22 protein-coding genes and 1 tRNA gene are annotated in these 19,774 nt (G+C 70.5%); 13 read left to right on the top strand and 10 right to left on the bottom strand.

The genetic code is table 11. The features are described from left to right. Nucleotides 1-187: 187 nt before the first annotated feature. From OG900_28855 to OG900_28845, 3 genes are all read right to left on the bottom strand, one after another. Entirely contained in the window at nucleotides 188-622 is a 435-nt protein-coding gene (locus OG900_28855; protein ID WUH93729.1) for a hypothetical protein, read from the bottom strand. Between the two features lie 129 nt (nucleotides 623-751). Next, the gene (locus OG900_28850; GenBank protein ID WUH93728.1) at nucleotides 752-1,705 is read right to left on the bottom strand and encodes an IS481 family transposase; all 954 of its coding nucleotides are present in this window, start codon (nucleotides 1,703-1,705) and stop codon (nucleotides 752-754) included. A gap of 118 nt (nucleotides 1,706-1,823) precedes the next feature. Next, complete coding sequence (locus tag OG900_28845; GenBank protein ID WUH93727.1) at nucleotides 1,824-2,582, bottom strand: GntR family transcriptional regulator; 759 nt, start codon at nucleotides 2,580-2,582, stop codon at nucleotides 1,824-1,826. Between the two features lie 182 nt (nucleotides 2,583-2,764). Here OG900_28845 and OG900_28840 point away from each other — a divergent pair, with 182 nt between their 5' ends. The 6 genes from OG900_28840 to OG900_28815 all read left to right on the top strand — a co-directional run bounded on the left by OG900_28840 (nucleotide 2,765) and on the right by OG900_28815 (nucleotide 7,249). Continuing rightward, the gene (locus OG900_28840) at nucleotides 2,765-3,130 is read left to right on the top strand and encodes a hypothetical protein (protein ID WUH93726.1); all 366 of its coding nucleotides are present in this window, start codon (nucleotides 2,765-2,767) and stop codon (nucleotides 3,128-3,130) included. Continuing rightward, nucleotides 3,130-3,576: a hypothetical protein gene (locus tag OG900_28835; GenBank protein WUH93725.1), complete on the top strand. Its 447-nt coding sequence runs from the start codon at nucleotides 3,130-3,132 to the stop codon at nucleotides 3,574-3,576. The genes OG900_28840 and OG900_28835 overlap by 1 nt, the downstream gene beginning before the upstream one ends. Continuing rightward, on the top strand, nucleotides 3,576-4,916 hold the full coding sequence (locus OG900_28830; GenBank protein ID WUH93724.1) for an FtsK/SpoIIIE domain-containing protein: 1,341 nt from the start codon (nucleotides 3,576-3,578) through the stop codon (nucleotides 4,914-4,916). The genes OG900_28835 and OG900_28830 overlap by 1 nt, the downstream gene beginning before the upstream one ends. Then, on the top strand, nucleotides 4,916-5,098 hold the full coding sequence (locus OG900_28825) for a hypothetical protein (protein WUH93723.1): 183 nt from the start codon (nucleotides 4,916-4,918) through the stop codon (nucleotides 5,096-5,098). Before OG900_28830 ends, OG900_28825 begins: the two co-directional genes overlap by 1 nt. Before the next feature lie 263 nt (nucleotides 5,099-5,361). Continuing rightward, a complete protein-coding gene (locus tag OG900_28820) occupies nucleotides 5,362-6,807 on the top strand; it encodes a plasmid replication initiator protein (protein WUH93722.1) in 1,446 nt (481 codons plus the stop codon). Next, nucleotides 6,800-7,249, top strand: a complete 450-nt coding sequence (locus OG900_28815) for a hypothetical protein (GenBank protein WUH93721.1) — start codon at nucleotides 6,800-6,802, stop codon at nucleotides 7,247-7,249. Before OG900_28820 ends, OG900_28815 begins: the two co-directional genes overlap by 8 nt. Nucleotides 7,250-7,325: 76 nt before the next feature. On the opposite strand, the gene OG900_28810 is transcribed toward OG900_28815, so the two are convergent. Beyond that, nucleotides 7,326-8,948, bottom strand: a complete 1,623-nt coding sequence (locus OG900_28810) for a recombinase family protein (protein ID WUH93720.1) — start codon at nucleotides 8,946-8,948, stop codon at nucleotides 7,326-7,328. 198 nt (nucleotides 8,949-9,146) lie between these two features. Between OG900_28810 and OG900_28805 the strand changes: the two genes are divergently transcribed. Both OG900_28805 and OG900_28800 read left to right on the top strand, forming a co-directional pair. Continuing rightward, nucleotides 9,147-9,659, top strand: coding sequence for a hypothetical protein (locus OG900_28805; GenBank protein ID WUH95968.1), 513 nt, complete (start codon nucleotides 9,147-9,149; stop codon nucleotides 9,657-9,659). Between the two features lie 120 nt (nucleotides 9,660-9,779). Continuing rightward, nucleotides 9,780-10,430, top strand: coding sequence for an HAD-IA family hydrolase (locus OG900_28800; protein ID WUH93719.1), 651 nt, complete (start codon nucleotides 9,780-9,782; stop codon nucleotides 10,428-10,430). Between the two features lie 27 nt (nucleotides 10,431-10,457). On the opposite strand, the gene OG900_28795 is transcribed toward OG900_28800, so the two are convergent. Next, nucleotides 10,458-11,039, bottom strand: coding sequence for a TMEM165/GDT1 family protein (locus tag OG900_28795; GenBank protein WUH93718.1), 582 nt, complete (start codon nucleotides 11,037-11,039; stop codon nucleotides 10,458-10,460). Nucleotides 11,040-11,709: 670 nt separating this feature from the next. On the opposite strand from OG900_28795, the gene OG900_28790 reads away from it, so the two are divergent. Both OG900_28790 and OG900_28785 read left to right on the top strand, forming a co-directional pair. Further along, on the top strand, nucleotides 11,710-12,396 hold the full coding sequence (locus OG900_28790; protein WUH93717.1) for a VTT domain-containing protein: 687 nt from the start codon (nucleotides 11,710-11,712) through the stop codon (nucleotides 12,394-12,396). Between the two features lie 159 nt (nucleotides 12,397-12,555). Further along, nucleotides 12,556-13,974: a family 2B encapsulin nanocompartment shell protein gene (locus tag OG900_28785; protein WUH93716.1), complete on the top strand. Its 1,419-nt coding sequence runs from the start codon at nucleotides 12,556-12,558 to the stop codon at nucleotides 13,972-13,974. A gap of 77 nt (nucleotides 13,975-14,051) precedes the next feature. Here the strand turns inward: OG900_28785 and OG900_28780 are convergent, their stop codons facing one another. The 3 genes from OG900_28780 to OG900_28770 form a co-directional block, all read right to left on the bottom strand. Beyond that, nucleotides 14,052-14,801: a DUF4239 domain-containing protein gene (locus OG900_28780; protein WUH93715.1), complete on the bottom strand. Its 750-nt coding sequence runs from the start codon at nucleotides 14,799-14,801 to the stop codon at nucleotides 14,052-14,054. A gap of 19 nt (nucleotides 14,802-14,820) precedes the next feature. Then, nucleotides 14,821-15,630 (bottom strand): hypothetical protein, encoded by an 810-nt coding sequence (locus OG900_28775; GenBank protein WUH93714.1) that lies wholly within the window; start codon nucleotides 15,628-15,630, stop codon nucleotides 14,821-14,823. A gap of 203 nt (nucleotides 15,631-15,833) precedes the next feature. Next, a tRNA-Val gene (locus OG900_28770) sits at nucleotides 15,834-15,905 on the bottom strand. A gap of 171 nt (nucleotides 15,906-16,076) precedes the next feature. On the opposite strand from OG900_28770, the gene OG900_28765 reads away from it, so the two are divergent. Beyond that, a complete protein-coding gene (locus tag OG900_28765) occupies nucleotides 16,077-17,321 on the top strand; it encodes a hypothetical protein (protein WUH93713.1) in 1,245 nt (414 codons plus the stop codon). A gap of 15 nt (nucleotides 17,322-17,336) precedes the next feature. Here the strand turns inward: OG900_28765 and OG900_28760 are convergent, their stop codons facing one another. Then, entirely contained in the window at nucleotides 17,337-17,567 is a 231-nt protein-coding gene (locus tag OG900_28760; protein WUH93712.1) for a zinc ribbon domain-containing protein, read from the bottom strand. 62 nt (nucleotides 17,568-17,629) lie between these two features. On the opposite strand from OG900_28760, the gene OG900_28755 reads away from it, so the two are divergent. Beyond that, nucleotides 17,630-18,226 (top strand): DUF4383 domain-containing protein, encoded by a 597-nt coding sequence (locus tag OG900_28755; GenBank protein ID WUH95967.1) that lies wholly within the window; start codon nucleotides 17,630-17,632, stop codon nucleotides 18,224-18,226. Nucleotides 18,227-18,232: 6 nt separating this feature from the next. Here the strand turns inward: OG900_28755 and OG900_28750 are convergent, their stop codons facing one another. Then, complete coding sequence (locus OG900_28750) at nucleotides 18,233-18,892, bottom strand: O-methyltransferase (GenBank protein WUH93711.1); 660 nt, start codon at nucleotides 18,890-18,892, stop codon at nucleotides 18,233-18,235. 36 nt (nucleotides 18,893-18,928) lie between these two features. Between OG900_28750 and OG900_28745 the strand changes: the two genes are divergently transcribed. After that, nucleotides 18,929-19,558, top strand: coding sequence for a nucleoside/nucleotide kinase family protein (locus OG900_28745; protein ID WUH93710.1), 630 nt, complete (start codon nucleotides 18,929-18,931; stop codon nucleotides 19,556-19,558). Nucleotides 19,559-19,774 lie beyond the last annotated feature (216 nt).

Genomic DNA, 19,774 nt, shown 5'->3' with positions numbered 1-19,774 from the left:
GCTCCCGGAGGGGCCTGTACCTCGCGTGCCCAGGACGCCGCCTCCGTCGGCAACATCACCACCCGGGCGCCGTCCCCGGTGATCGCCACCCCGACACTGTTGGCACCTACCGATCGCGCGCCGGACGCCTGTACTCCATTCTTCGCGGCACTGCCCACCTCTAACCCTGAGTCCGGCTCCCCGACGCTCATGGCCGGACGGTCGCGTTGTCACCGGTGATCGCGGTGCCGATGTGCTGGGCTGCGATTGCCCGCTCGCCCGAGGCGGTCACGTTCACCGTCCCCGCCCCGGCAGCCGCCAGCAACCTGGCCAACTCTCGTCGCAGGTCCTGGTCCTCCTGCAACGCCTTCTTCACCTGCTGCCGCAGCGCCGCCGCCGCATCAGCATCCTGCGGCTCCGCGGCAGCGTCACTCACTGCGCCCTCCAGCGCCGCGCGCGCCGGCTCTTCCCGCTGCCGCCATACCGCGTGTAAGATTCGCCGCCCCAGACGCGCCGACCCGTCCGCCCCGGCGTCCACTACCGCATCCTCTGCCCGCGTCAGCACTGCTGCCCCGTAGGCGCCCAAAGCGGTTGATAGATACGGGCCTACCTGCTCCATGAGCTGCACGACCTCGGCGTCCATACCCACCCCCTGATAAACCGTCGCTCAGCAACGCCAGCCTAGAAAACCTGTGCTCCCGGCATGCAGGAACGGCGAAACCAGCCCACTCTCCCCCAACGAGGGCGGTCAGACAGATCGCCGAGGTCTGGCCTAGTTGTACTGACCCGTGAGGTTGGGGACGCGGCTGGCGGGTGGTTGGCCCTTGAGTGCGGTGTGTCCGCGGTGGTGATTGTAGGTGTGGAGCCAGACCGGGTAGGCCTCGCGTCGCTCGGTCTCGGTCCGGTATGCCTTCGCGTAGGCCCATTCGTCCAGCAGGGTCCGGTTGAACCGCTCGACCTTCCCGTTCGTCTGCGGCCGGTAGGGGCGGGTGCGCTTGTGTGAAATCCCCTGATCCGTGAGGGAGTTGCGCCACAGGTGCGACTTGTAGCAGGAGCCGTTGTCGGTCAGGACGCGCTGGACGGTGATCCCGGCAGCGGTGAAGAAGGCGTGGGCCCGCTGCCAGAAGGCGACGGCGGTTTCCTTCTTCTCGTCGGTGAGGATCTCGCTGTAGGCGAGCCGGGAGTGATCGTCGACGGCGTTGTGCAGGAAGCTCATGCCCGCCCTGGCGCGGTTCTTGCGGCCCGCCTGCCGGCCCAGGACCTGGTGACCGCCGCCGTCGGGGATGTTCCCGAGTTTCTTGATGTCGACGTGCACCAGGTCGCCGGGGGCGGCGTGCTCGTAGCGCCGGATGGCCCGCCCGGTGGCCCGGTCCAGGTGGGCCAGGCGGGCCAGTTTGTAGCGGGTCAGGACACGGTGGACGGTCGCCGGGTTCAGCCCGAGGAGGTAGGCGATGCGGGCCGGTCCCCAGCGGCGCAGGACACGGACCTTGATGATCCGCCGCTCCGTGCGGGTCGGTGTCCGGCGCGGGCCGTGGTGCGGACGGGAGGAGCGGTCGGCCATCCCGGCCTCACCCAGCTCCCGGTAGCGGGTTGCCCACCGCTGAGCCGTAGTGGGCGAGACCTGGAAGCGCTGCGCCGCGCGGCGCAGGGGCCAGCCGTCGTCCACGACACAGCGGGCCAGACGCAGCCGTCCGGTCTCAGTCAGGGGTGCATTACGGTGGGGCATGAGGGCCTTCTCGTCGTTCGTGTGTAGATGTCGCAATCCACACCGAACCCGGAGGGCCCTCACTCATTCAAGATCAGCCCGCCGTGACACCTGTCACCAACCTCCATGGACAGAACACCTAGTTCGCTTTGCCAACGGGTGTCCGTTGCGCGGTGACGTGGCGGGTCAGGCGGGTGCGGTCGGCGCTGGCGGTGAGGGTTTCGAGGATGAGTGGCTGGTCGTCGGTGCCGTGGGTGATGCGGTGGTTGACGAGGAGCCAGGAGCCGTCTCCGGCGAGGCTGGTGCGGTCGTCGGGGAGTGCGGGGCGGGCGGTGGTGTATTCCTGCCAGGTGAGTGTCTGGCCTGCGGCGGTGAGTAGGCCGTATATCGCGGCGGGGTCGAGCGTGGGGTTCTCGGCAAGTTCGGGGTATTGGTCGGCGGTGGCGAATGGGATGAGTGTCCGGTGGTGTGCCCGGCCGGTGGCGGAGTCGGTGAGTAGGCGGTCGATGGCGAAGGCGGCGTCGTCGGGGAGTTTGAGCAGGTCTGCTTCGGTGCCGCTGAGGTGTGTGCGGGTGACGTGGGGGTCCTCGGCGGTGGTGTACTGCCCGTAGGTGGCGAAGTTCTTGCCCCGGCGGGTGATGGTCTGGTCCAGGGTGGCTGTGGCGGTCTCTTCGCGGACGATTGATCCTTTGCCGCGCTTGCTTTCGATCAGGCCCATGGTCCGCAGTTCGGCGATGGCGGCGCGGGCGGTGACGCGGCTGATGCCGTAGCGTTCCATGATCGCCGACTCGGAGGGCATCAGACTGCCCGGCGGGTGAACGCCGCTGACGATCTCCTCGGCCAGCCTCGCGGCGACCTGGGCATATAGGTACTGCGGTTGCATCGTCTCGTCTGCCATTGCGCCTGGCCTCCCGGCTTCCCCGTACGGAATGTCAGTGGTGTGTGCTAGCAGCAGTTCGTCAGTTGTCAGGATAAGCACTTGCCGGATCAGGTCAAGGCATTGCACTCTCAACCTGTTACGACATGTACCTAACCAGACATGAGGTCTGGTGGCTGTCGGGAACCGTAAAGGTGGGGCTAGTGCAGACGATTCCGGTGGATACGTCCCGCTTGGGGGCGATCTTGTGTGTGGTGGGTCCTGAGCCCCGGGTGAATCCGGAGACGGGGCAGATCCGGGTGGATCGGGAGGGCAAGACGATCTATCTGGTGGGGGTGGCGGTCCGGCAGGCGGAGGGGCGTAAGACCGACACGATCGAGGTGGCGGTGCCTGGTCAGCCGCAGGGGATCGCTGAGGGTATGCGGGTGGTGGTCACGGATCTGACCGCCGTGCAGTGGCAGATGGGCGACCGGTCCGGGACGAGCTTTCGGGCGACGGCGATTGCCCCGGCTCCGGGTCAGGGAGCGCCTGCGCCCGCGGCGAGGAAGCCTGCGGGGGGTGAGGGCTGATGGCTGCTTCGTGGCTGGATCTGATGGAGCGGCTGACGCGGCTGGGTGATCTGGCCGGGGGTCGGCTTGATCCGGGGGTGCGTCAGGTGGCGCTTGCCCAGGTCGTGCGGGAGTGCGAAGAGGCTGCGGTGATCGCGGCGTTCCTGGCGGAGACCGGCGATGGGGCGGATCGGCTCCCGACTGGTGAGGTGCGCTCGGAGCTGGATCGGTTGGGTCGTGATCTGGATGCGCTGACCGGTGCGGGGCTGCTGCTGGAAGTGATCCCGCCGGATGGTGAGTTCGTTCCGGTGATGCTGCGGCTGGTGGACCGGCACGGTCGGGCGGCTGCGCTTCGTGCCCGGCTGGTGCTGGGTGCTGAGGACCGGGGGCCGGGGCGGGTCGGGCGTGGGGTGCGGGCTTCGGGTCCGCCGCGTGATCCGGGTGTGACCGGTGGGGGTGTGCGCTGATGCGGACGGTGCTGTTCTGGCTGGTCGTGGCGGGTCTGGTCGCTCTTATGGTGCGTCCGGATCTGCTTGGCCGGCTGCCGGGGCGGGGTCCGGGTTGGTTGCGGCGGCTGGATGACTCGGGGCTGCGCTGGTATGTGACCGGGTTTCCGGTGATGGCCTTCCGGATGGTCTTCACGTGGCGGTCGCTGTGTGTGGAGTCCGGGCTCACGGTGACCAAGCGGTCGAATCGCGCGGTGCTCGGCGGCGCTGTGGTCGTGGCGGGCCGGGAGTTGCGTCCGGGGATTCCGCGGTTGGGGGTGCCGCAGCCGACGCCGTTGGGGTTGCGGGTGCGTATCCGGATGCGTCCGGGTCAGACGCCGGCGGATTTCCTGGCGGCGGCTGAGGCGATGGCTCATGCCTGGCATGCGTTCGGGGTGCGGGTGGCCTCGCCGCGGCGGGGCTGGGTCGTTGCGACGGTGACGGCTGCTGATCCTCTGCTTCGTGCGGGCGGCGGCCTGGGTGGCAGGCCTGCGCGGTTGCTGTCGGCGGTGGTGGGCCGGACGGAAGAGGGCGGTCCGTGGCGGATCGATTTTCGGGCGGTGCCTCACTGGTTGGTGATCGGGGCGACTCGGTCGGGCAAGTCGGTGCTGATGGCGGCGCTGGTGTTCGGGTTGGCTCCGCAGCCGGTGGCGTTGGTGGGGATCGACTGCAAGGGCGGCATGGAGTTGTCGTTGTTCGGCCCGCGGCTGTCGGCGCTGGCGTGCACCGCGAAGGAAGCGGTGGCTCTGCTGGGGGCGCTGGTGGCGGAGATGGAAGCGCGGATGGCGGTGTGTCAGGGCGGTGGCGCCCGGTCGGTGTGGGAGCTGCCGGAGGACGTACGGCCTGTGCCGGTGGTGCTCCTGGTCGACGAGATCGCTGAGTTGTATCTGACGGACGGCAGTCGGGAGGGCAGGCAGCAGGCGGCGGAGTGTTCGATGGCGCTGTTGCGGCTGGCTCAGCTCGGGGCGGCGCTGGGGGTGCATCTGATCGTCGCGGGTCAGCGCTTCGGGTCGGAGCTGGGTCAGGGTGTGACGGCGCTGCGGGCTCAGCTCGGGGGACGGATCTGCCACCGGGTGAATGACCCGGAGACGGCGTTGATGGTGCTGGGTGATCTGGCGCCGGATGCCGTGGCGGTGGCCCAGTCGATCACCGAGACCGAGCAGGGCGTTGCGGTGATCACTGACGGCGGGTCGTGGGTTCGGGCGCGTTCTACGTACACCAGTGCCGATCAGTCGCGTCAGACGGCGCACACGTTCGCGAAGATCACTCCGGCGCTGCCGGGGCTTGTTCACGCGGTCGAGGGCGCGCGGGGGGCGGCGTGATGGAGGGCGGCACGTTCTCCGTGGTGTTCGTCCTCGGGGTGGTCACGGTGTTGGTGGTCCGCAGTCGTGAGGTGCCGTGGTGGCAGGCGGCGATCATCTACCTCTTCGGCTACTACACGGCCCTGTCGCCAGCTTCGTATCTGGTGCTGAGCGTGTCTCAGTCCCTCTTCTCTCATCTGTGACCGGGGGGTTGCTGTGAAGGATCAGCCGCGTTGCCCGCGGTGTGGGCGGGAGCGGAAGCGGGGTCCTGGGGGGCGTCTGCTGCGGTGCCGGTACTGCCGTCGTGTCATGCGGCGTCGCAACCCCCGGCCCCGCAACCGTCGTCACTGACCGTTTCCGCCGGCTCGCTACTTCTGTAATCAACGCAGCTCAACACACCTTGAAGGGAGCACGTCCATGCGAGTTCCGACCGCCTTGTCACTTCGGCGCGAAAGGTCACCTCCCCATGGCTGCTGCGACCCTGTACGACGGTGCTGCACGGCGCTCCGCTCTGGATCTGGCGGGGCGCCTGCGGCATCTGAGCGAGACCGAACGAGACCTGATCCGACTGGTCAAGGAGCCGGGCTACCCGCGGTGGCGGGAGCAGATCCGGGCGACCGGGGGGTGTGCCCGCCCGGTGTACCTGTCCGGGTACACCACGACTGCTGACCCTTCCACGGGCCTGGTGCTCAAGCACTACAGCACCCGTGGTGAGCCGGGCGGGCGGCTGGCGGTGCGGTGCCGCAACCGCAGGGCCTCGGTGTGTGCGCCGTGTTCCCGTGAGCATTCCGGGGACACCTTCCACCTGGTGCGTGCCGGGCTGCTGGGCGGCAAGAGCGTGCCCCCGGAGGTCGCCGACCACCCGCGCTTGTTCGTCACGGTGACGGCCCCGCCTTTCGGGCCGGTACACCGGGTGGGGCCAGATCGCTGCCGCCCCCGGCGTGAGGGCGGCGAGTGCGAGCACGGGCGTCCGCTGGGCTGCCTGGCAGTGCACGGCGAGGGCGACCGGAACATTGGTCTGCCGCTGTGCCCGCAGTGTTACGACTATGCCTCGCATGTTCTGTGGCACGCGCATGCCGGGGAGCTGTGGAACCGGACCACACGCGCGATTCGGCGGCAACTCGCCACCGCGGCTGGGATCACACAGACGCGGCTCGGGGCGCATCTTCGTGTGAGCTTCGCGAAGGTCGCGGAGTATCAGCGCCGGGGCGCGGTCCACTTCCATGCGGTGGTCCGGCTCGACGGCCCGACCGGTCCCGATACGCCTCCGCCTGCGTGGGCGACAGCGGACCTTCTCGCCGACGCGGTACACCGCGCCGTGACTGCGGTGCGGGTGCGCCTGGAGCCGAGTGCGGCGCTGGGCGAATACGTCTTCGGGTGGGGTGCTCAGCTCGATGTGCATCCTGTACGGGCCTTCGGCGATGCCGGGGCGCTGACAGATGAGGCGGTGGCCGCATATGTGGCCAAGTACGTATCCAAGAGCGTCGGGGATGCGGGCGGGCTCGATCACCGGGTCAGGTCGCTGGGTGCGATCACTGCGGCGGTGGTCTCGGGGCATCTGCGCGCGCTGATGGGGATGTGCTGGCATCTCGGCGGGCTCCCGGAACTGGAACACCTCCGGCTGTGGGCCTGGGCACACACCCTCGGCTATCGGGGGCACTGCCTGACCAAGTCCCGCCGGTACTCCACGACGTACATCGCACTGCGGGATGCCCGTGCCGCCTACCGAGCCGGGCCGGTACCGGATGAGCAGAGCGCCGACGGTGTGGTGATCTCTGCTGCCTGGCGGTACGTCGGCGCTGGTCACACAGTGGGGGAAGCGGAGATTGCCCGCGGGATCGCGGCCGACCTGGCGGACCTACGGGGCCTGCACCGGCTGCTGCTGTCAGGTTCTGGGCGGCCCGATGACTGAGCCGATGGCAGGCGAATTTCACGCGACGCGCACTGTCAACGGGTGGCATGAGGCGCTGCCGACCTGGCGGGTGACGACTCCCGACCCCGGCGTCGCTGACGGGCTCGCGCGCCTTCTCGGTGGGACCCCCCGACCTATAGGGGCGGTCGGTGGCGGTCTGGAAGTCGTCACGGACGCGGAGTCTGTGAGGGTGATGGTGGAACGTACCGGTAGCGGCGTGGGGTTCCGCTTGAAAGGCAGTACCGGCCTTGGCCGGTTCGACTTCTGCCCCTGGCCATGGACCGTCCCAGAGATCACACGCCTCGGTTCCTACGACGGCGCGGCCGGGGTGGGTGGGCGGGACACCGGGGCGCAGTTGATCATCAAGCGGGTGGAGATCCAAACGCATACCGGGGTGTACGCGGCGCACCTGGTGCCGTTGCTGCTGCTGCCTGCGAAGTAGGCAGGGTTGACCGGCTGGGGGGGAGTACGGCCGTCCCCCGGGAGCGCTAGCCGGAGGGACGGCCGTGGCGTGCCGGTTATGCGGCGGCGGCCAAGGTGTGGAGGTCCATGCCGGTGATCTCCAGCCGCTTCCCACCCGCCGGGTACAGCTTGAATTCCACTCCGTAGGAGGCCAGCATCTCGCGGCGGGCTGCGTCGTCTGGGGCCTCTGCCCACGCTTCGGCCACGGTCTTCCCGGTCGGCATCATGCGCATTCCCGCCGGCCGCTCCGGAAGCGCCTGAAGCTCCTTGATCTCCCTGCCGATGCGCGCGTACTGCTCCCGATACCAATCGGCGTCATCGTCGTCGGTGTACAGACCTGCCAGGCGGTCTGCCCGCAACCGGGCGCGGTCGGCTTTCAGCTCAGCAATCCGCACGCCGTACCCGGTCCCGGGGTCGTACTCCTTGCGCATGATCTGCCCCGACCCGTAGCGGGCGAGGAACCACGTCGTGAGTTCGGCGTCCAAGATGCTCAGCTTGATCGACGGGGCGGGCCTGCACTCCTGGGAGTCGCGGGCTCCCTTGCGTTTGCCGTTGCACCGGTAGCCGAGACCATCGGGACGGGTGGCGACAGTGATCTGGTATCCGCAGACGCCGCAGGTGCCACGGCCCGACGCCAACCGGACCCCCTTCGGGGCTCGGGGCGCACCCGGGCTCCTCCTGGCCTTCGGCTGGCACTTGGCCATCAAGGCATCGTGCATGGGCCTGTCCCACAGACCCTCGCACAAGCGGATGGGCTGCCCGGTCTCCTCGTTCAAGACGGGCCGCTCCTTGTGCATGAGGAAACCCAGTGATCCCTCCGACGTCAAAATGTGGATCAGCGCGCGTGCCGACCACAGGGAGCCTTCGGGCTCGCGCCCGTTCCGGACGGCCTTGTAGTCGCTCGGCGACAGCACACCGGCACGGTTCAGCCGCGCTGCCTCGCTGTGGGGCGTGATCGTTCCCGTGCTGTCGGCGAGGATGCGCCGTGCTACCTCACGGATAACCGCTGCTGCCTCGGGGTCGATCTCGACATGGTCGATCCGGCCCATGGGCGACTTGCGTACGAACCTGTAGCCGTATCGCGGGGCGTTGTTCGGCTTGCCCAGCTTGCGGGCCGTGACCGCCGCATCCCGGTTGCGCTTCTCGATCGCTCGAAGCTCCATCTGAGCCCCGAAGCTCTCCATGGACAGGCGCATCTCGTCGGCCTGGTCCCCTAAGTCCCACGGTCCCTGATGCCCGTAGGTGACCAGTAGCCGATCCTGCTGGTTTACGGCGTAGGCCGTGTTCAGCACGTCGCGCTGATTACGTCCGATCCGGTCGACGCTCGGACCGACGATCCCGGAGTACGGTCCCATCTCGCCACGCAGCCACGGCCCAAGCCCCGGGCGCGTCATCGGGTCGGTAGCTCCAGATACCTCCCAGTCGTCGGCCCACGCGATGACGTGTCCGCCGACTGCGGCGGCGGCCGCAAGATCGTGAGCGGCCTGCTTCTCCGGCGAGGACGTGGCGTCCTTCTTCCTGCTCAGCCGACGCACAGCAACCAGGCACTTGCCGCACCCGTCGTAGGGCGACACCGGCCCCGCCGGAATCTCGCTCGACCGCTTGCCCCTACCGCCCCTGCGCACGCCGACACGGCCCATGCCGTCATCGCCGTCCGCAGTCGTGTACATGCCTTCCATGGTCCGCCATCCGTTCCCGCACGTCATGTGCGTTTTACGGAAGTCACCCCGGGGAACTGCGCGGGCAGCCACGGCGGCGGGAAAGGTGGCCGCCCGCCGCAAGGGGCGGCCACCGGCCATGGCACCCCGGGGGAACGTAAGCTCACCGGGGTGGCCCACTTCGGAATCCCCCAGTTTCAACTGGTCCTGCTGCGCAGGATGGCCGACCACCATCCGGAACTGGTGGACGACGCGCTCCGCGCGTCGGGGGCGTCGCACGCCGAGCTGAGGGAAGCGCACCGCGCATGGCAGGCGCGGCTGCACAGCCGCACGTACCCGGGGGGCGAGCGCGGCTACCGGCTGGCGCTCGGCCCGCCCGAGCAGGAGGTCGCACGTCAGGTCGGAGACCTGACGTGCCGCGCGCTGATGTGGCCGATGCCGTTGTGGCCGGACCTGCGGTGGGAGGTGCTGTGCGCTCCCGGGGGCAGCGCGGTGTGGAACGAGTGGCTGGTCCGCGCCCCCGGCGCACCGGCCCCGCGGCTGGACCGCGTGGCGGACCTGGCGCCCTGGTCGTGCGTCGTGGACGACGTGGCCCGCGCCTTCCCGCCGGCGACGCCGCTGCCGGCGGACGCGCCGAGCCGCGCCCGGCTCGCGGTCACCGCGCCCGGCACCGGTGAGCGGGTGGTGGCACATTTCACCTGGGGTCTGCTGCAGTTCACCGTGTCGCCGTGAGGCGGGGGTGGCGCACTGCCCGAATGTTTTGTATGTTCGAGAAACAAAGTGGTCCCGCCCGCTTACCCTGACCTGCGGGCGGGGCCACCGAGTAGATCCGAGCCCAGTCCAGGGAGCCCCATGCCGTCCGTGTTCACCGCCCGCGCCCTGCTGCTCGACATGGACGGGACGCTCGTCGACTCCGACGCCGTGGTGGAGCGCTGCTGGTCCCGCTGGGCGATCAGGCAGGGCCTGGACCCGGCCGCCGTCCTGAGCGTGGTGCACGGCAGGCAGGGCCACGCGACGATGGCCGCACTGCTGCCGGACCGGCCGATGGCCCAGAACTACGCCGAGAACGCGGTGATGCTCGCCGAGGAGACCGCCGACCTCGACGGTGTCGTCCCCGTCCCCGGCGCCCCCGCCTTCCTGGCCGCGCTGGCCGGGCGGCCGCACGCCCTGGTGACCTCGGCCGGCGAGATGCTCGCCCGCGCCAGGATGGGCGCCGCCGGGCTGCCGCTGCCGCCGGTCATGGTGACCGCGGAGCGGGTGGGCGCCAGCAAGCCGGACCCCGAGGGCTTCCTCAAGGGCGCCGCCGAGCTGGGCTTCGGGCCCGAGGAGTGCCTGGTCTTCGAGGACGCCGAGGTCGGCATCGCGGCGGCCAGGGCCGCCGGCATGCGGGTGGTCGGCGTCGGACCGCGCGCCGCCGCCCACGGCCCGTCGGCCCACGCGCCCTCGCTGGAGGACGTACGGGTGACGGCCGCGGACGGCGTGCTCACGGTCACGGTCGGCTGAGGCCGAGGACGCGGCCGACGCCGACGCTCAGCCGACCACCGCCTCGTAGAGGCTGAAAGCGGCCAGCACCACCATCACACTCGCGGCGATCTTCGTGATCAGCGACAGCGGCACCCGCTTCATCAGCATCTTCCCGCCGAAGATGCCGAGCGCGCCGACCGCCCACAGGCCCAGCACCGCGCCGATGCCGACCGAGACCGGGTTGTCGTAGCGGGCGGCGAGGTTGGCGGTCATGATCTGGGTGAGGTCGCCGAACTCGGCGACCAGGATCAGCATGAAGCCGGCGCCCGCGACCTTCCAGAAGCTCTGGTCGGAGGGCGGCTTGACGGTCTCCTCGCCCTCGTCCTTGTGCAGCAGCAGCATGGCCGCGCCGGCCAGGAAGAGCAGCCCCACCACGCCCTGCACCAGGCGGTGCGGCAGCAGGGTCAGCAGGCTGCCCGCGGCGATGGCGAGCGCGACATGGACCAGGAAGGCGGCCGCGACGCCGGCGAAGACGTAGGAGGCGCGGTAGCGGGTGCCGAGCATGAGGCTGGCGAGTGCCGTCTTGTCGGGGAGTTCGGCGAGGAAGATCACGCCGAAGACGACGACTGTCACGGTGAGGCTGAACACGGGTCGAATCCTCGATCGGTAGGGTGCTGCCCTGCCGAGAGACGCCTGCGGAGAAACGGGGTCGCTTCGGCACGGCAGCGTCGGGACGCTGCGGCCGAAGGTCTCGCTGGCGGCGTCACGTTTCCGTATCGCTGCCTCCGGGCGCCGGCCCCGGTCCCCTGCCGCGCCTTTCGGCGCCGCACGCGAACCCGGGCAGTATGTCGACGGTCCGGCGAAGAGCTACTCCCCTTCTGCTGCGCACCAGTGTACGGGACGTCCGACCTGGGCAGATTTCAGTATCGGCATTCAACTGCACCTGGGGGGCCGGTCCGGCGCCGGCGCGGTGGAGGCGCGGCGCGGACACTTTCCCGGGGGCTGAAGCGTTGTTCCGGTGAGTATTCCTGTCGTGACAACGTCGTGATTGTCTCGTACGTCACGCACCCTGACCGGTGCCGTCGGCCCGTGCTGGCGTACGCTGTACGGCTGACGGTGGTTGAAGATCCGCTGCCGTCGGCGCGAGACCGGCACTGACAGCTCCGCGAAGCCTTGACCAGCACGAACGGACACGGACACGGCAGGGACCAAGCACCGCCAGGCATCGGAAATCTTCTTGCGGCATTGCAGGACCCCGACAGGACCCGACAAGTGACGCGCGACCGCGCGTAGGACTGGCGAAGGACGAGGAGGCGCGGTGCTGCAAGGCCTGGGCTCTCTTTTCGAGTGGCCGTGGATCTACCTGCTCGTCGCGCTGTCCGTCCTGCTGGACGTCTTCGTGCCGGTGCTGCCCAGCGGTGTGCTGGTGGTCAGCGCGGCGACCGCGGGGTCGTCGGGCACCAGCGACGGCGCCCTCGACGTACTGGCCCTCCTGGGCTGCGCGGCCGTGGCGTCCTGCCTGGGCGATCTGATCGCCTACCGGGTGGCCTTCCGCGGCGGTGAGTGGTTCGACCGGCGCATCGCGTCCTCGCGGCGCATGTCGGCCGCGCACGACCGGCTCGGCCAGGTGCTGGCGAGCGGCGGCGGCGCCCTGGTGGTGCTCGCCCGCTTCGCTCCCGCCGGCCGCAGCGTGGTCAGCCTGGGCGCCGGTACGGCCCGCCGCAGCCCCCGGGAGTTCCTGCCGTGGTCGGCGCTCGCGGGCGTCTGCTGGGCCACCTACAGCGTCGGCCTGGGCTGGGTCGGCGGCGAGTGGCTGGGCGCCGGCTGGCTCGGCACCTTGATGTCCTTCGTGGCCCTGCTGGGCGCGGGCGTCTTCGCCGCCTACGTCTTCCGCCGCGAGCGGCGTACGGCGATGGCCGCAGCCTATGCGGCCGTTCCGCTGACGATCCCCCCGCAGGGCGCCCCCGGGACCCCTGACCGCACCTCGGTCGTCGAGGCGCTCTGACCGCCTGCCCGGCGCCTTCAACGGCCGCCCGCGCGGGCGGTTTTCGGTGGCACTCCCCCGTTGGCGTCCAAAGTATTCTCACTCGATACGGCAATAGGCAGCGCGTAGCGTCACGACAAGAATGATCCCGTATCACCCCCATACGGGAAGGACATGCACATGTCGGTTGATGCGGGCCAGGACACCGCAGTCGGCAATCCGCAGGACGCCGCGCGTACGAGCCTCGATACGGCCGCCGCGCGGAATCTGGCCACGACAACCAAGTCCACGCCCCAGATGCAGGGCATCTCGTCCAGGTGGCTGCTCAAAGTGCTGCCCTGGGTGCAGGTCAACGCGGGTACGTACCGCGTCAACCGGCGGCTGAGCTATGCCGTCGGGGACGGGCGGGTGACGTTCGTCAAGACCGGGTCGCAGGTCCGGGTCATCCCGCAGGAGCTGGGCGAGATCGCCGCCCTGCGGTCCTTCGACGACGGGGAGGCGCTGACCGCACTCGCGGACCGGTTCGTCCAGCGGGAGTTCGCCCCCGGCGAGCTGCTCGCCGAGGCGGGGCAGCCGGCCGACACGGTCTACCTGATCGCGCACGGCAAGGTCGAGAAGCTCGGCGAGGGGTCGTACGGCGAGCAGAACCGCCTCGGCACCCTCGCCGACGGCGACCACTTCGGCGAGCAGGCGCTGCTCGGTGGCGACGGCGAGTGGGCCTTCACCGCCCGCGCGGCCGCCGCCACCACCGTGCTCGCGCTGCCCCGGCAGGATCTGGAGCAACTGCTCGGGCAGGCCGCCTCGCTGCGCGCGCATCTGGACGCGATCCGGGCGCTCCCGCAGCAGCGGTCCAACAGGCGCGGCGAGGCGAATATCGAGCTCGCCTCGGGACACAAGGGCGAGTCCGCGCTGCCCGCCACCTATGTCGACTACGAGGTCAAGCCCCGCGAATACGAACTGAGCGTGGCCCAGACCGTGCTGCGCGTCCACAGCCGGGTCGCCGACCTCTACAACGAGCCGATGAACCAGACCGAGCAGCAGCTCAAGCTCACCGTCGAGGCGCTGCGGGAGCGCCAGGAGCACGAGCTGATCAACAACCCGGAGTTCGGGCTGCTCAACAACGCGGAATACGAGCAGCGCATCCAGCCGCACGCCGGGCCGCCGCTGCCCGACGACCTGGACGAGCTGATCAGCCGCCGCCGGGGGACGCGCTTCCTGCTGGCCAACCCCAGGACGATCGCGGCCATCGCCCGGGAGTGGACCCGCGCGGGCATCTACCCCGACCCGGTCGAATGCCACGGCTCCACCGTGCCGGCCTGGCGCGGCATCCCGATCCTCAGCTGCAACAAGATCCCGGTCACCGAGGCCCGCACCAGCTCGATCATCGCGATCCGTACCGGCGAGGACAACCAGGGCGTCATCGGCCTCAACCAGACCGGCCTGCCCGACGAGTACGAACCCGGCCTGAATGTGCGCTTCATGGGCGTCGACGAGAAGGCCGTCATCAGCTACCTGGTGAGTACGTACTTCTCGGCGGCCGTCCTGGTCCCCGACGCCCTCGGCGTGCTGGAGAACGTGAACGTGTCCAACTGGCGCTGAGCGCCGTGTGAAGCGGGGTGCGGCCCCGCCGCCCGGACCTGACCGGGCGGCGGGGCCGCACTGTGCGCGCTCTGGGATCAGAGCAGTTGGCGGAAGACGTCCGCCGAGACCGCGAGACCGCTGCCGAAGGGCGCGTCCAGGTCCCAGATGAGGAAGAGCAGGAAGGCGATGAGCGCGCTGAACAGCCCGGCGAGCAGCAGTTCCTTCGCGGACCGCCTGATCTGCAGCGTGAAGATCAGGCCGACGGTCACCAGCGCGCCGACGATCAGCCCGAACCACACCACCCCCGGCATCGTCGCGCCCGCGCTCTGCCCGCGCGCGGCCCGTGCCGCGTCCGCCGCCGCGACGGAGTCGACCACCGGCTGGTAGGCCTGCGCCGCCAGGTCGCTCTTCGGATCGAACTGCGTGACGTCGGTCCGCACTTGGTCGAGCAACTGCGCGCCCCGCGGCGAGAGGTCGCCGTGGTCGCGCATGTGGGGCCACTCCTTGTCCGCGACGAAGGCGGCATAGGCGTCGACGTCCGCCCGCACCTTGTCCCTGACCCCGACCGGGTAGACCTGCACCCGGACCTTGACCTCGTGCAGCGCCTGCGCCTCGGCCAGCACGTCGGCCTGCGCGGAGCTCCTGCCCTCCCACACTCCGGCGATCGCCAGGCCCAGCACGATCGCGTAGATCACCCCGATCATCATGACCATGTATTCGATGACGTCCGGCGTCTCCGTCGGGTCGTCGTCCTCGGAGATCCTGCGGTGTCTGAGGACGACCACGGTGACGACGACCGCGCAGACCGCGGCCATCGCGATCAGCAGTACCACCCATTGCGACATCTGAACTCCCCCTCGCGTCCTACCGGTTGTTCCTGCGATAAGCCCCTGACCCCGGCTTGAGCACGGCGGCCGCCAGCAGCCCCGGCACCGTCGTCAGCAGCAGCGTGGTCGTGAGCTTGCGGCGGTGCGGCTCGGGCGCCGCGGCCGGCACGACCGCGTGCCGCGGCCAGTGCACGACGGCGGGCGGCGCGGGCTTCGGAGGCGGCTTGGGCACGGGTTTCGGTGCGGGCTTGGGCAGGGGCTCGGGCGCGGGTTTCGGCGCCGGCTCGGGCACGGCCCGCACCACCGGTTTCGGCTTCGGCGCGGGCTTCGGAGGCGGCTTGGGCACGGGCTTCGGTACGGGCTTGGGCACGGGTTTCGGCGTCGGGGTCGGCGGCGGCACGGGCTTGTGGTGGCAGTGCAGCGGCTCGGGCCACTCCCAGTGCGGATGCCACCGCCCGCACCAGTACGCGGGCCGCGGCAGCCGCGGCTTGTGCGGCAGCGGCCAGCCCGGCTTGTGCCGCCGGTGCGGAGGCCTGTGCTGCTGCTTGTGCGACTCCTTGTGCTGCCTGTGCTGCCTGTGCGGAGACCCGGGTTCACGGGTGTGCGACGGCTGCGGATGGTGGTGGTCGGCCACGGGCATGGGCACGCGCGGAAGCGCGGGCAGGGCCACGTCCATGGATACGGGCAGGTGTACGGAAACGGGTACGGGCAGGCCTGCGGGCCTTGGCGGGTGCGGGTGGGCCGGGGCGGCCGCGGCGACACCGCTGAACCCCCACGACCCCACAGCGGCCGTCACCACGGCAAGTGCCGCCCACGCGCCTATGCGCTTCCCCCTCGAAGTGCTCACGCCTTCATCGTCAGCACCCCGGCGGCCGACGCGCCCGCAGATGGCCGCCGTTCCCCGAAAGGAGTAATAGTCACGCCAAACAATCGATCACGCGTGCGAGTACGACAGGCGGTCATCGGGGCGGCCCGCACGACGACTTTCGGGGGTGCGCCCTTCGTCCGACACGGTGAGGGCGGGGATGAGGGCGAGAGCGCGAAACGGGGTGGGCGTGGACGGTTTCGAACCGCCGACATCCGCCTTGTAAGGGCGGCGCTCTACCACTGAGCTACACGCCCCGGATACTGCGACGACACAGGTTACCCCGCCACGGGGGCAGGTGGGCAAGCGCATACGGCGACGCGTGCGGGGAGTGTGCGGCAGGTGGACCGGACCGTGTGTTCGGGGCTGCCGGGTGGGAGTATGGGACGGACGGTGGTGGGCGGCGAGCGCGGGGAGAGAGAGTCACGGTGACGACGGCACGTTCGTGGTGGCGGCGCGGGGACAATCTGCGTGCCGAGGCACAGGCCGCGAAGGACGCCGCCGCGCAGGCCTTCTACGAGCTGGACACCGCCCAGCGCGAGCTGGAGATCTCCATCGAGACGATCTCCGCCGTCGAGCAGTCGCCCGAGGCGAGCCGCGCGCTGTCCGGCTTCCGGGCGCTCGGCGAGAAGATCGACCAGGTCAGCGCGGCCTACATCGCCGCCGTCGACGCCCACGACCTGGACCGGGACGAGCTGGACCACGCGTCCGCCTCCCGGGCGGTCAGCGAGCTGACCCGCGCCAAGGACGACCTGGTCAACGCCAGGACGGAGCTGGAGCGCTACCAGTCGACGATGACCGGCCTGCTGAACCGGGCCGAGACCCAGCTGGCCCGGCTGGCGCCGGCCCGCGAGCAGGCCAAGCAGTCGCTGCTGGCCGCGAGCAACGCGCTGGACGCGGTCCGCGCCGCCGGGATCACCGCCGACGACCTCGCGTCCCGCCTCGCGGCGCTGGCGCCCGAGCTGACCAAGCTCAACGAGGGCGCCGCCAAGCACGGCGTGAAGGAGACCGTGCAGCGGGCCGACGACATCCGCCGCAAGGCGGACGCGGTGCGGGCCGAGGCCGAGCGGCTGCCCGAGCAGGCCAAGGAGATAGACAAGCGGCTGGTGTCGCTGCGTACGCGCGTCCAGGCGCTCGGCACCCGGGCGGAAGGCGTCGCGCCGGTGCTCAGCGAGTTGCGGCGGCGTTTCTCGCTGGCCTGCTGGGAGGACCTCCAGCAGGTGCCGGAGCAGGCGGCCCAAGCCGTACGGCAGGCCGAGACGGCGCTGGCCGAGGCGCGCAGGGCGCGGGACGGGCAGCAGTGGGCGCAGGCCACCGCGAAGCTGGCGTCGGTGCGCGCGCTGATGGACGACGTGGACGGCGCGGTCGGCGCCGCGGGCGACCGGTTGCGCCGGCTCAACGAGGTCAGCAAGGACCCGAAGGCCGAGGTCGAGCGGACCCGCTTCGTGATCAGGGACGCCCAGCGGCTCGCGATGCAGGGCCGTACGACCCCGGAGCCGCGGCACGCCAGGCCGCTCGACGAGGCGGTGGCACGGCTGGACCGGGCGCTCGCCGCGCTGGAGGGCCGGCACCCGGACTACTGGGCCTTCCTCACCGAGACGGCCGCCGTCCGGGAGACGGCGAACCGCGTGGTGTCCAACATCAGGGAGGACCGGGCGGCAGGCCGCGCCTGACCCGCCCGACCGGCCTCAGCCGCAGCAACCGCCGCCGCAGCAGCCGCCACCGCCGCCCGCGGGGGCCGGCGCGGGAGCGGCGGAACCGGCGGCCGACGCGGTGCCGCCCACCGACACGGTCGACAGCAGCTTCACCGTGTCGCCGTGGCCCTGCGGGCAGGGCGCCGGGGCGCTGGACTGCGACATCGGGCGGCGCATTTCGAAGGTGGCTCCACAGGTCTTGCAGCGGTACTCGTAACGAGGCATGGCCTCAGGGTAGCGGGCGCCGCCCGCCGTGCGCCGCGCTGCTGCCCCGGCGGCCCGGACCTATCCTGGAGGCGACGGCGTCCTCGACGAGTCCAGCCCCGAAGGAGGCGCTTGTGAGACTCGACGACCACCTCACCGCCGACCACCGGCTCAGCACGGTCTACCGCTACGGGGCGGGGGCGATGGGCCTCATCCTCGTCGTCTTCGGCATCCTGGGCCTGCTGAACGACGTGTCGTACCTGTCCGAGGCCGGCAAGCGGATCGCCGGGCTCAATTCCAACGGCGCGCTCAGCACGATCTCCATCGTCATCGGCGCGGTGCTCTTCGGCGGGATGGTCGTCGGCGGCAATTTCGCCTCCACGCTGAATATCTGCGTGGGCACCGCCTTCCTGCTGAGCGGCTTCGTGAACCTCGCGCTGCTCGACACCGACAGCAATCTGCTGGCCTTCAAGATGTCGAACGTGCTCTTCAGCTTCGGCGTGGGGTTGCTGCTGCTGTTCTTCGGGCTGTACGGGCGCGTCACCGGCGGACTGCCACATGACAACCCGTACTGGAAGAAACGCCACCCGGAGGAGGTCGCCCGCGAGCGCGAGGCCAGGGAGCACGCGGCGGTGGCGGCCAGAAGGCCGCCGCCCCGCCGCGGACTGCCCCAGCACTGACGGGTCTTACCGCCTGCGGGCCAGCGTCAGGCCGTCGGCGACGGTGAGCAGGACGTCGTCCACCCGGTCGTCGGCCCGCACGTGGTCGTTGAAGGCCCGGATGGCGGCGCCGCCGCCGGTGGCCGCGGGATCGGCGACGTCACCGTGGTAAAGGGTGTTGTCGACCACGAGCAGGCCGCCCGGGTTCATCCGCGGCACCAGCTCCTCCCAGTAGTCGATGTACGACTCCTTGTCGGCGTCGAGGAAGACCAGGTCGATCCAGCTGCCGCCGGGCAGCGCCCGCAGCGTCTCGATCGCCGGGGCGATCCGCAGGTCGATCCGGTCGGCGACACCCGCCGCCGCCCACGCCTCGCGGCCCACCGCGGTCCACTCCTCGGAGATGTCGCAGGCGATCACCTGCCCGCCCTCGGGCAGCGCCTGCGCCATCGACAGCGTGGACAGGCCGGTGAAGGTGCCCACCTCCACGATCCGGCTCGCGCCGGTCAGCCGGACCAGGAAGGCCAGCAGCGGACCCTGCTCCTCCGCGGTCTGCATACCCGCCTGGCCTGCGAGGCGTTGGTGCGTGGTGGCGACCAGCCCGCGCTGGACCTCGTCCAGCGGCGGGTTGTGATCGAGGACGTATTGGTACAGCTCGGGCGTGAGCTGGGGGTTCTTCGTTTCGTACAAGGGTCTGCTCCGATGTGTGGCGCTTAGGGTGACGGGATGCTTGTCGATGACGCGGTCGCCCTGGTGCCCAGCATTCCAGGCCGCCGCGCGCTGCTGGGCCTGGCGGGTGCACCCGCCGCCGGCAAGTCGACGCTGGCCCGCCGCCTCGTCGCCGGCGTGAACGACCGGCTCGGCGCCGGCACCGCCGCGTACGTCCCGATGGACGGTTTCCATCTGTCCAACGCCCAGTTGGACCGGCTCCACCTGCGCGACCGCAAGGGGGCGCCGGAGACCTTCGACGTCGACGGCTACGTCGTCCTCCTGCGGCGCCTCCGCGCGGAGCGCTCACGCGCGGTGTACGCACCCGACTTCGACCGGCGGCTCGACGAGCCGGTGGCCGCGGGACTCGTCGTCCCGGCAGGGACCGCGCTCGTCGTGACCGAGGGCAACTACCTCGCCGATGACGGGCCCGGCTGGGAGCAGGTGCGCGATCTGCTCGACCAGCTCTGGTACGTCGAGACGCCGCGGCGTCTGCGCGAGCGGCGCCTTTTGCGGCGCCATATGCGGGGTGGCCGCACCGAGCTCGAAGCCCGCGCCTTCATCGCGTCGAGCGAACGCGTCAACGCTTCCCGCGTCGAATCCACCCGCCCCTTCTGCACGAGGGTCGTCTCCCCCCGGGACCCTTAGCCCAGGGGGTGCGATGCTTGCCCGCGTCCCGGCGGGGGCTTGTCGCTCCGTTCTCCCCCAGAGCTCCACGTGGGGGTATCCCACGCGCCCCTGGGTGATTGCCCCTTGCGGTGCGTTGCTTGCCTGCGCGTGCATCGTGATGCGGCGCGCAGTTCCCCGCGCCCCTCAAAAACGCGTGCTCTCCTGCCCACAGCCCGGCCCTTGCCAGGGGCAGAC

This window comes from Streptomyces sp. NBC_00433 (assembly GCA_036015235.1).
In the GTDB taxonomy this organism is placed as follows: domain Bacteria; phylum Actinomycetota; class Actinomycetes; order Streptomycetales; family Streptomycetaceae; genus Actinacidiphila.
Note: the sequence above shows the minus strand (reverse complement) of the source record. Positions and strands in the feature narration are given on the sequence as shown.

Excerpts from the sequence above, each read along its gene's own strand:
- OG900_28855 (WUH93729.1), bottom strand. The coding sequence starts at position 622 with ATGGACGCCGAGGTCGTGCAGCTCATGGAGCAGGTAGGCCCGTATCTA.
- OG900_28850 (WUH93728.1), bottom strand. The coding sequence starts at position 1,705 with ATGCCCCACCGTAATGCACCCCTGACTGAGACCGGACGGCTGCGTCTG.
- OG900_28845 (WUH93727.1), bottom strand. The coding sequence starts at position 2,582 with ATGGCAGACGAGACGATGCAACCGCAGTACCTATATGCCCAGGTCGCC.
- OG900_28835 (WUH93725.1), top strand. The coding sequence starts at position 3,130 with ATGGCTGCTTCGTGGCTGGATCTGATGGAGCGGCTGACGCGGCTGGGT.
- OG900_28830 (WUH93724.1), top strand. The coding sequence starts at position 3,576 with ATGCGGACGGTGCTGTTCTGGCTGGTCGTGGCGGGTCTGGTCGCTCTT.
- OG900_28825 (WUH93723.1), top strand. The coding sequence starts at position 4,916 with ATGGAGGGCGGCACGTTCTCCGTGGTGTTCGTCCTCGGGGTGGTCACG.
- OG900_28820 (WUH93722.1), top strand. The coding sequence starts at position 5,362 with ATGGCTGCTGCGACCCTGTACGACGGTGCTGCACGGCGCTCCGCTCTG.
- OG900_28815 (WUH93721.1), top strand. The coding sequence starts at position 6,800 with ATGACTGAGCCGATGGCAGGCGAATTTCACGCGACGCGCACTGTCAAC.
- OG900_28810 (WUH93720.1), bottom strand. The coding sequence starts at position 8,948 with ATGGAAGGCATGTACACGACTGCGGACGGCGATGACGGCATGGGCCGT.
- OG900_28805 (WUH95968.1), top strand. The coding sequence starts at position 9,147 with ATGGCCGACCACCATCCGGAACTGGTGGACGACGCGCTCCGCGCGTCG.
- OG900_28800 (WUH93719.1), top strand. The coding sequence starts at position 9,780 with ATGCCGTCCGTGTTCACCGCCCGCGCCCTGCTGCTCGACATGGACGGG.
- OG900_28785 (WUH93716.1), top strand. The coding sequence starts at position 12,556 with ATGTCGGTTGATGCGGGCCAGGACACCGCAGTCGGCAATCCGCAGGAC.
- OG900_28780 (WUH93715.1), bottom strand. The coding sequence starts at position 14,801 with ATGTCGCAATGGGTGGTACTGCTGATCGCGATGGCCGCGGTCTGCGCG.
- OG900_28760 (WUH93712.1), bottom strand. The coding sequence starts at position 17,567 with ATGCCTCGTTACGAGTACCGCTGCAAGACCTGTGGAGCCACCTTCGAA.
- OG900_28745 (WUH93710.1), top strand. The coding sequence starts at position 18,929 with ATGCTTGTCGATGACGCGGTCGCCCTGGTGCCCAGCATTCCAGGCCGC.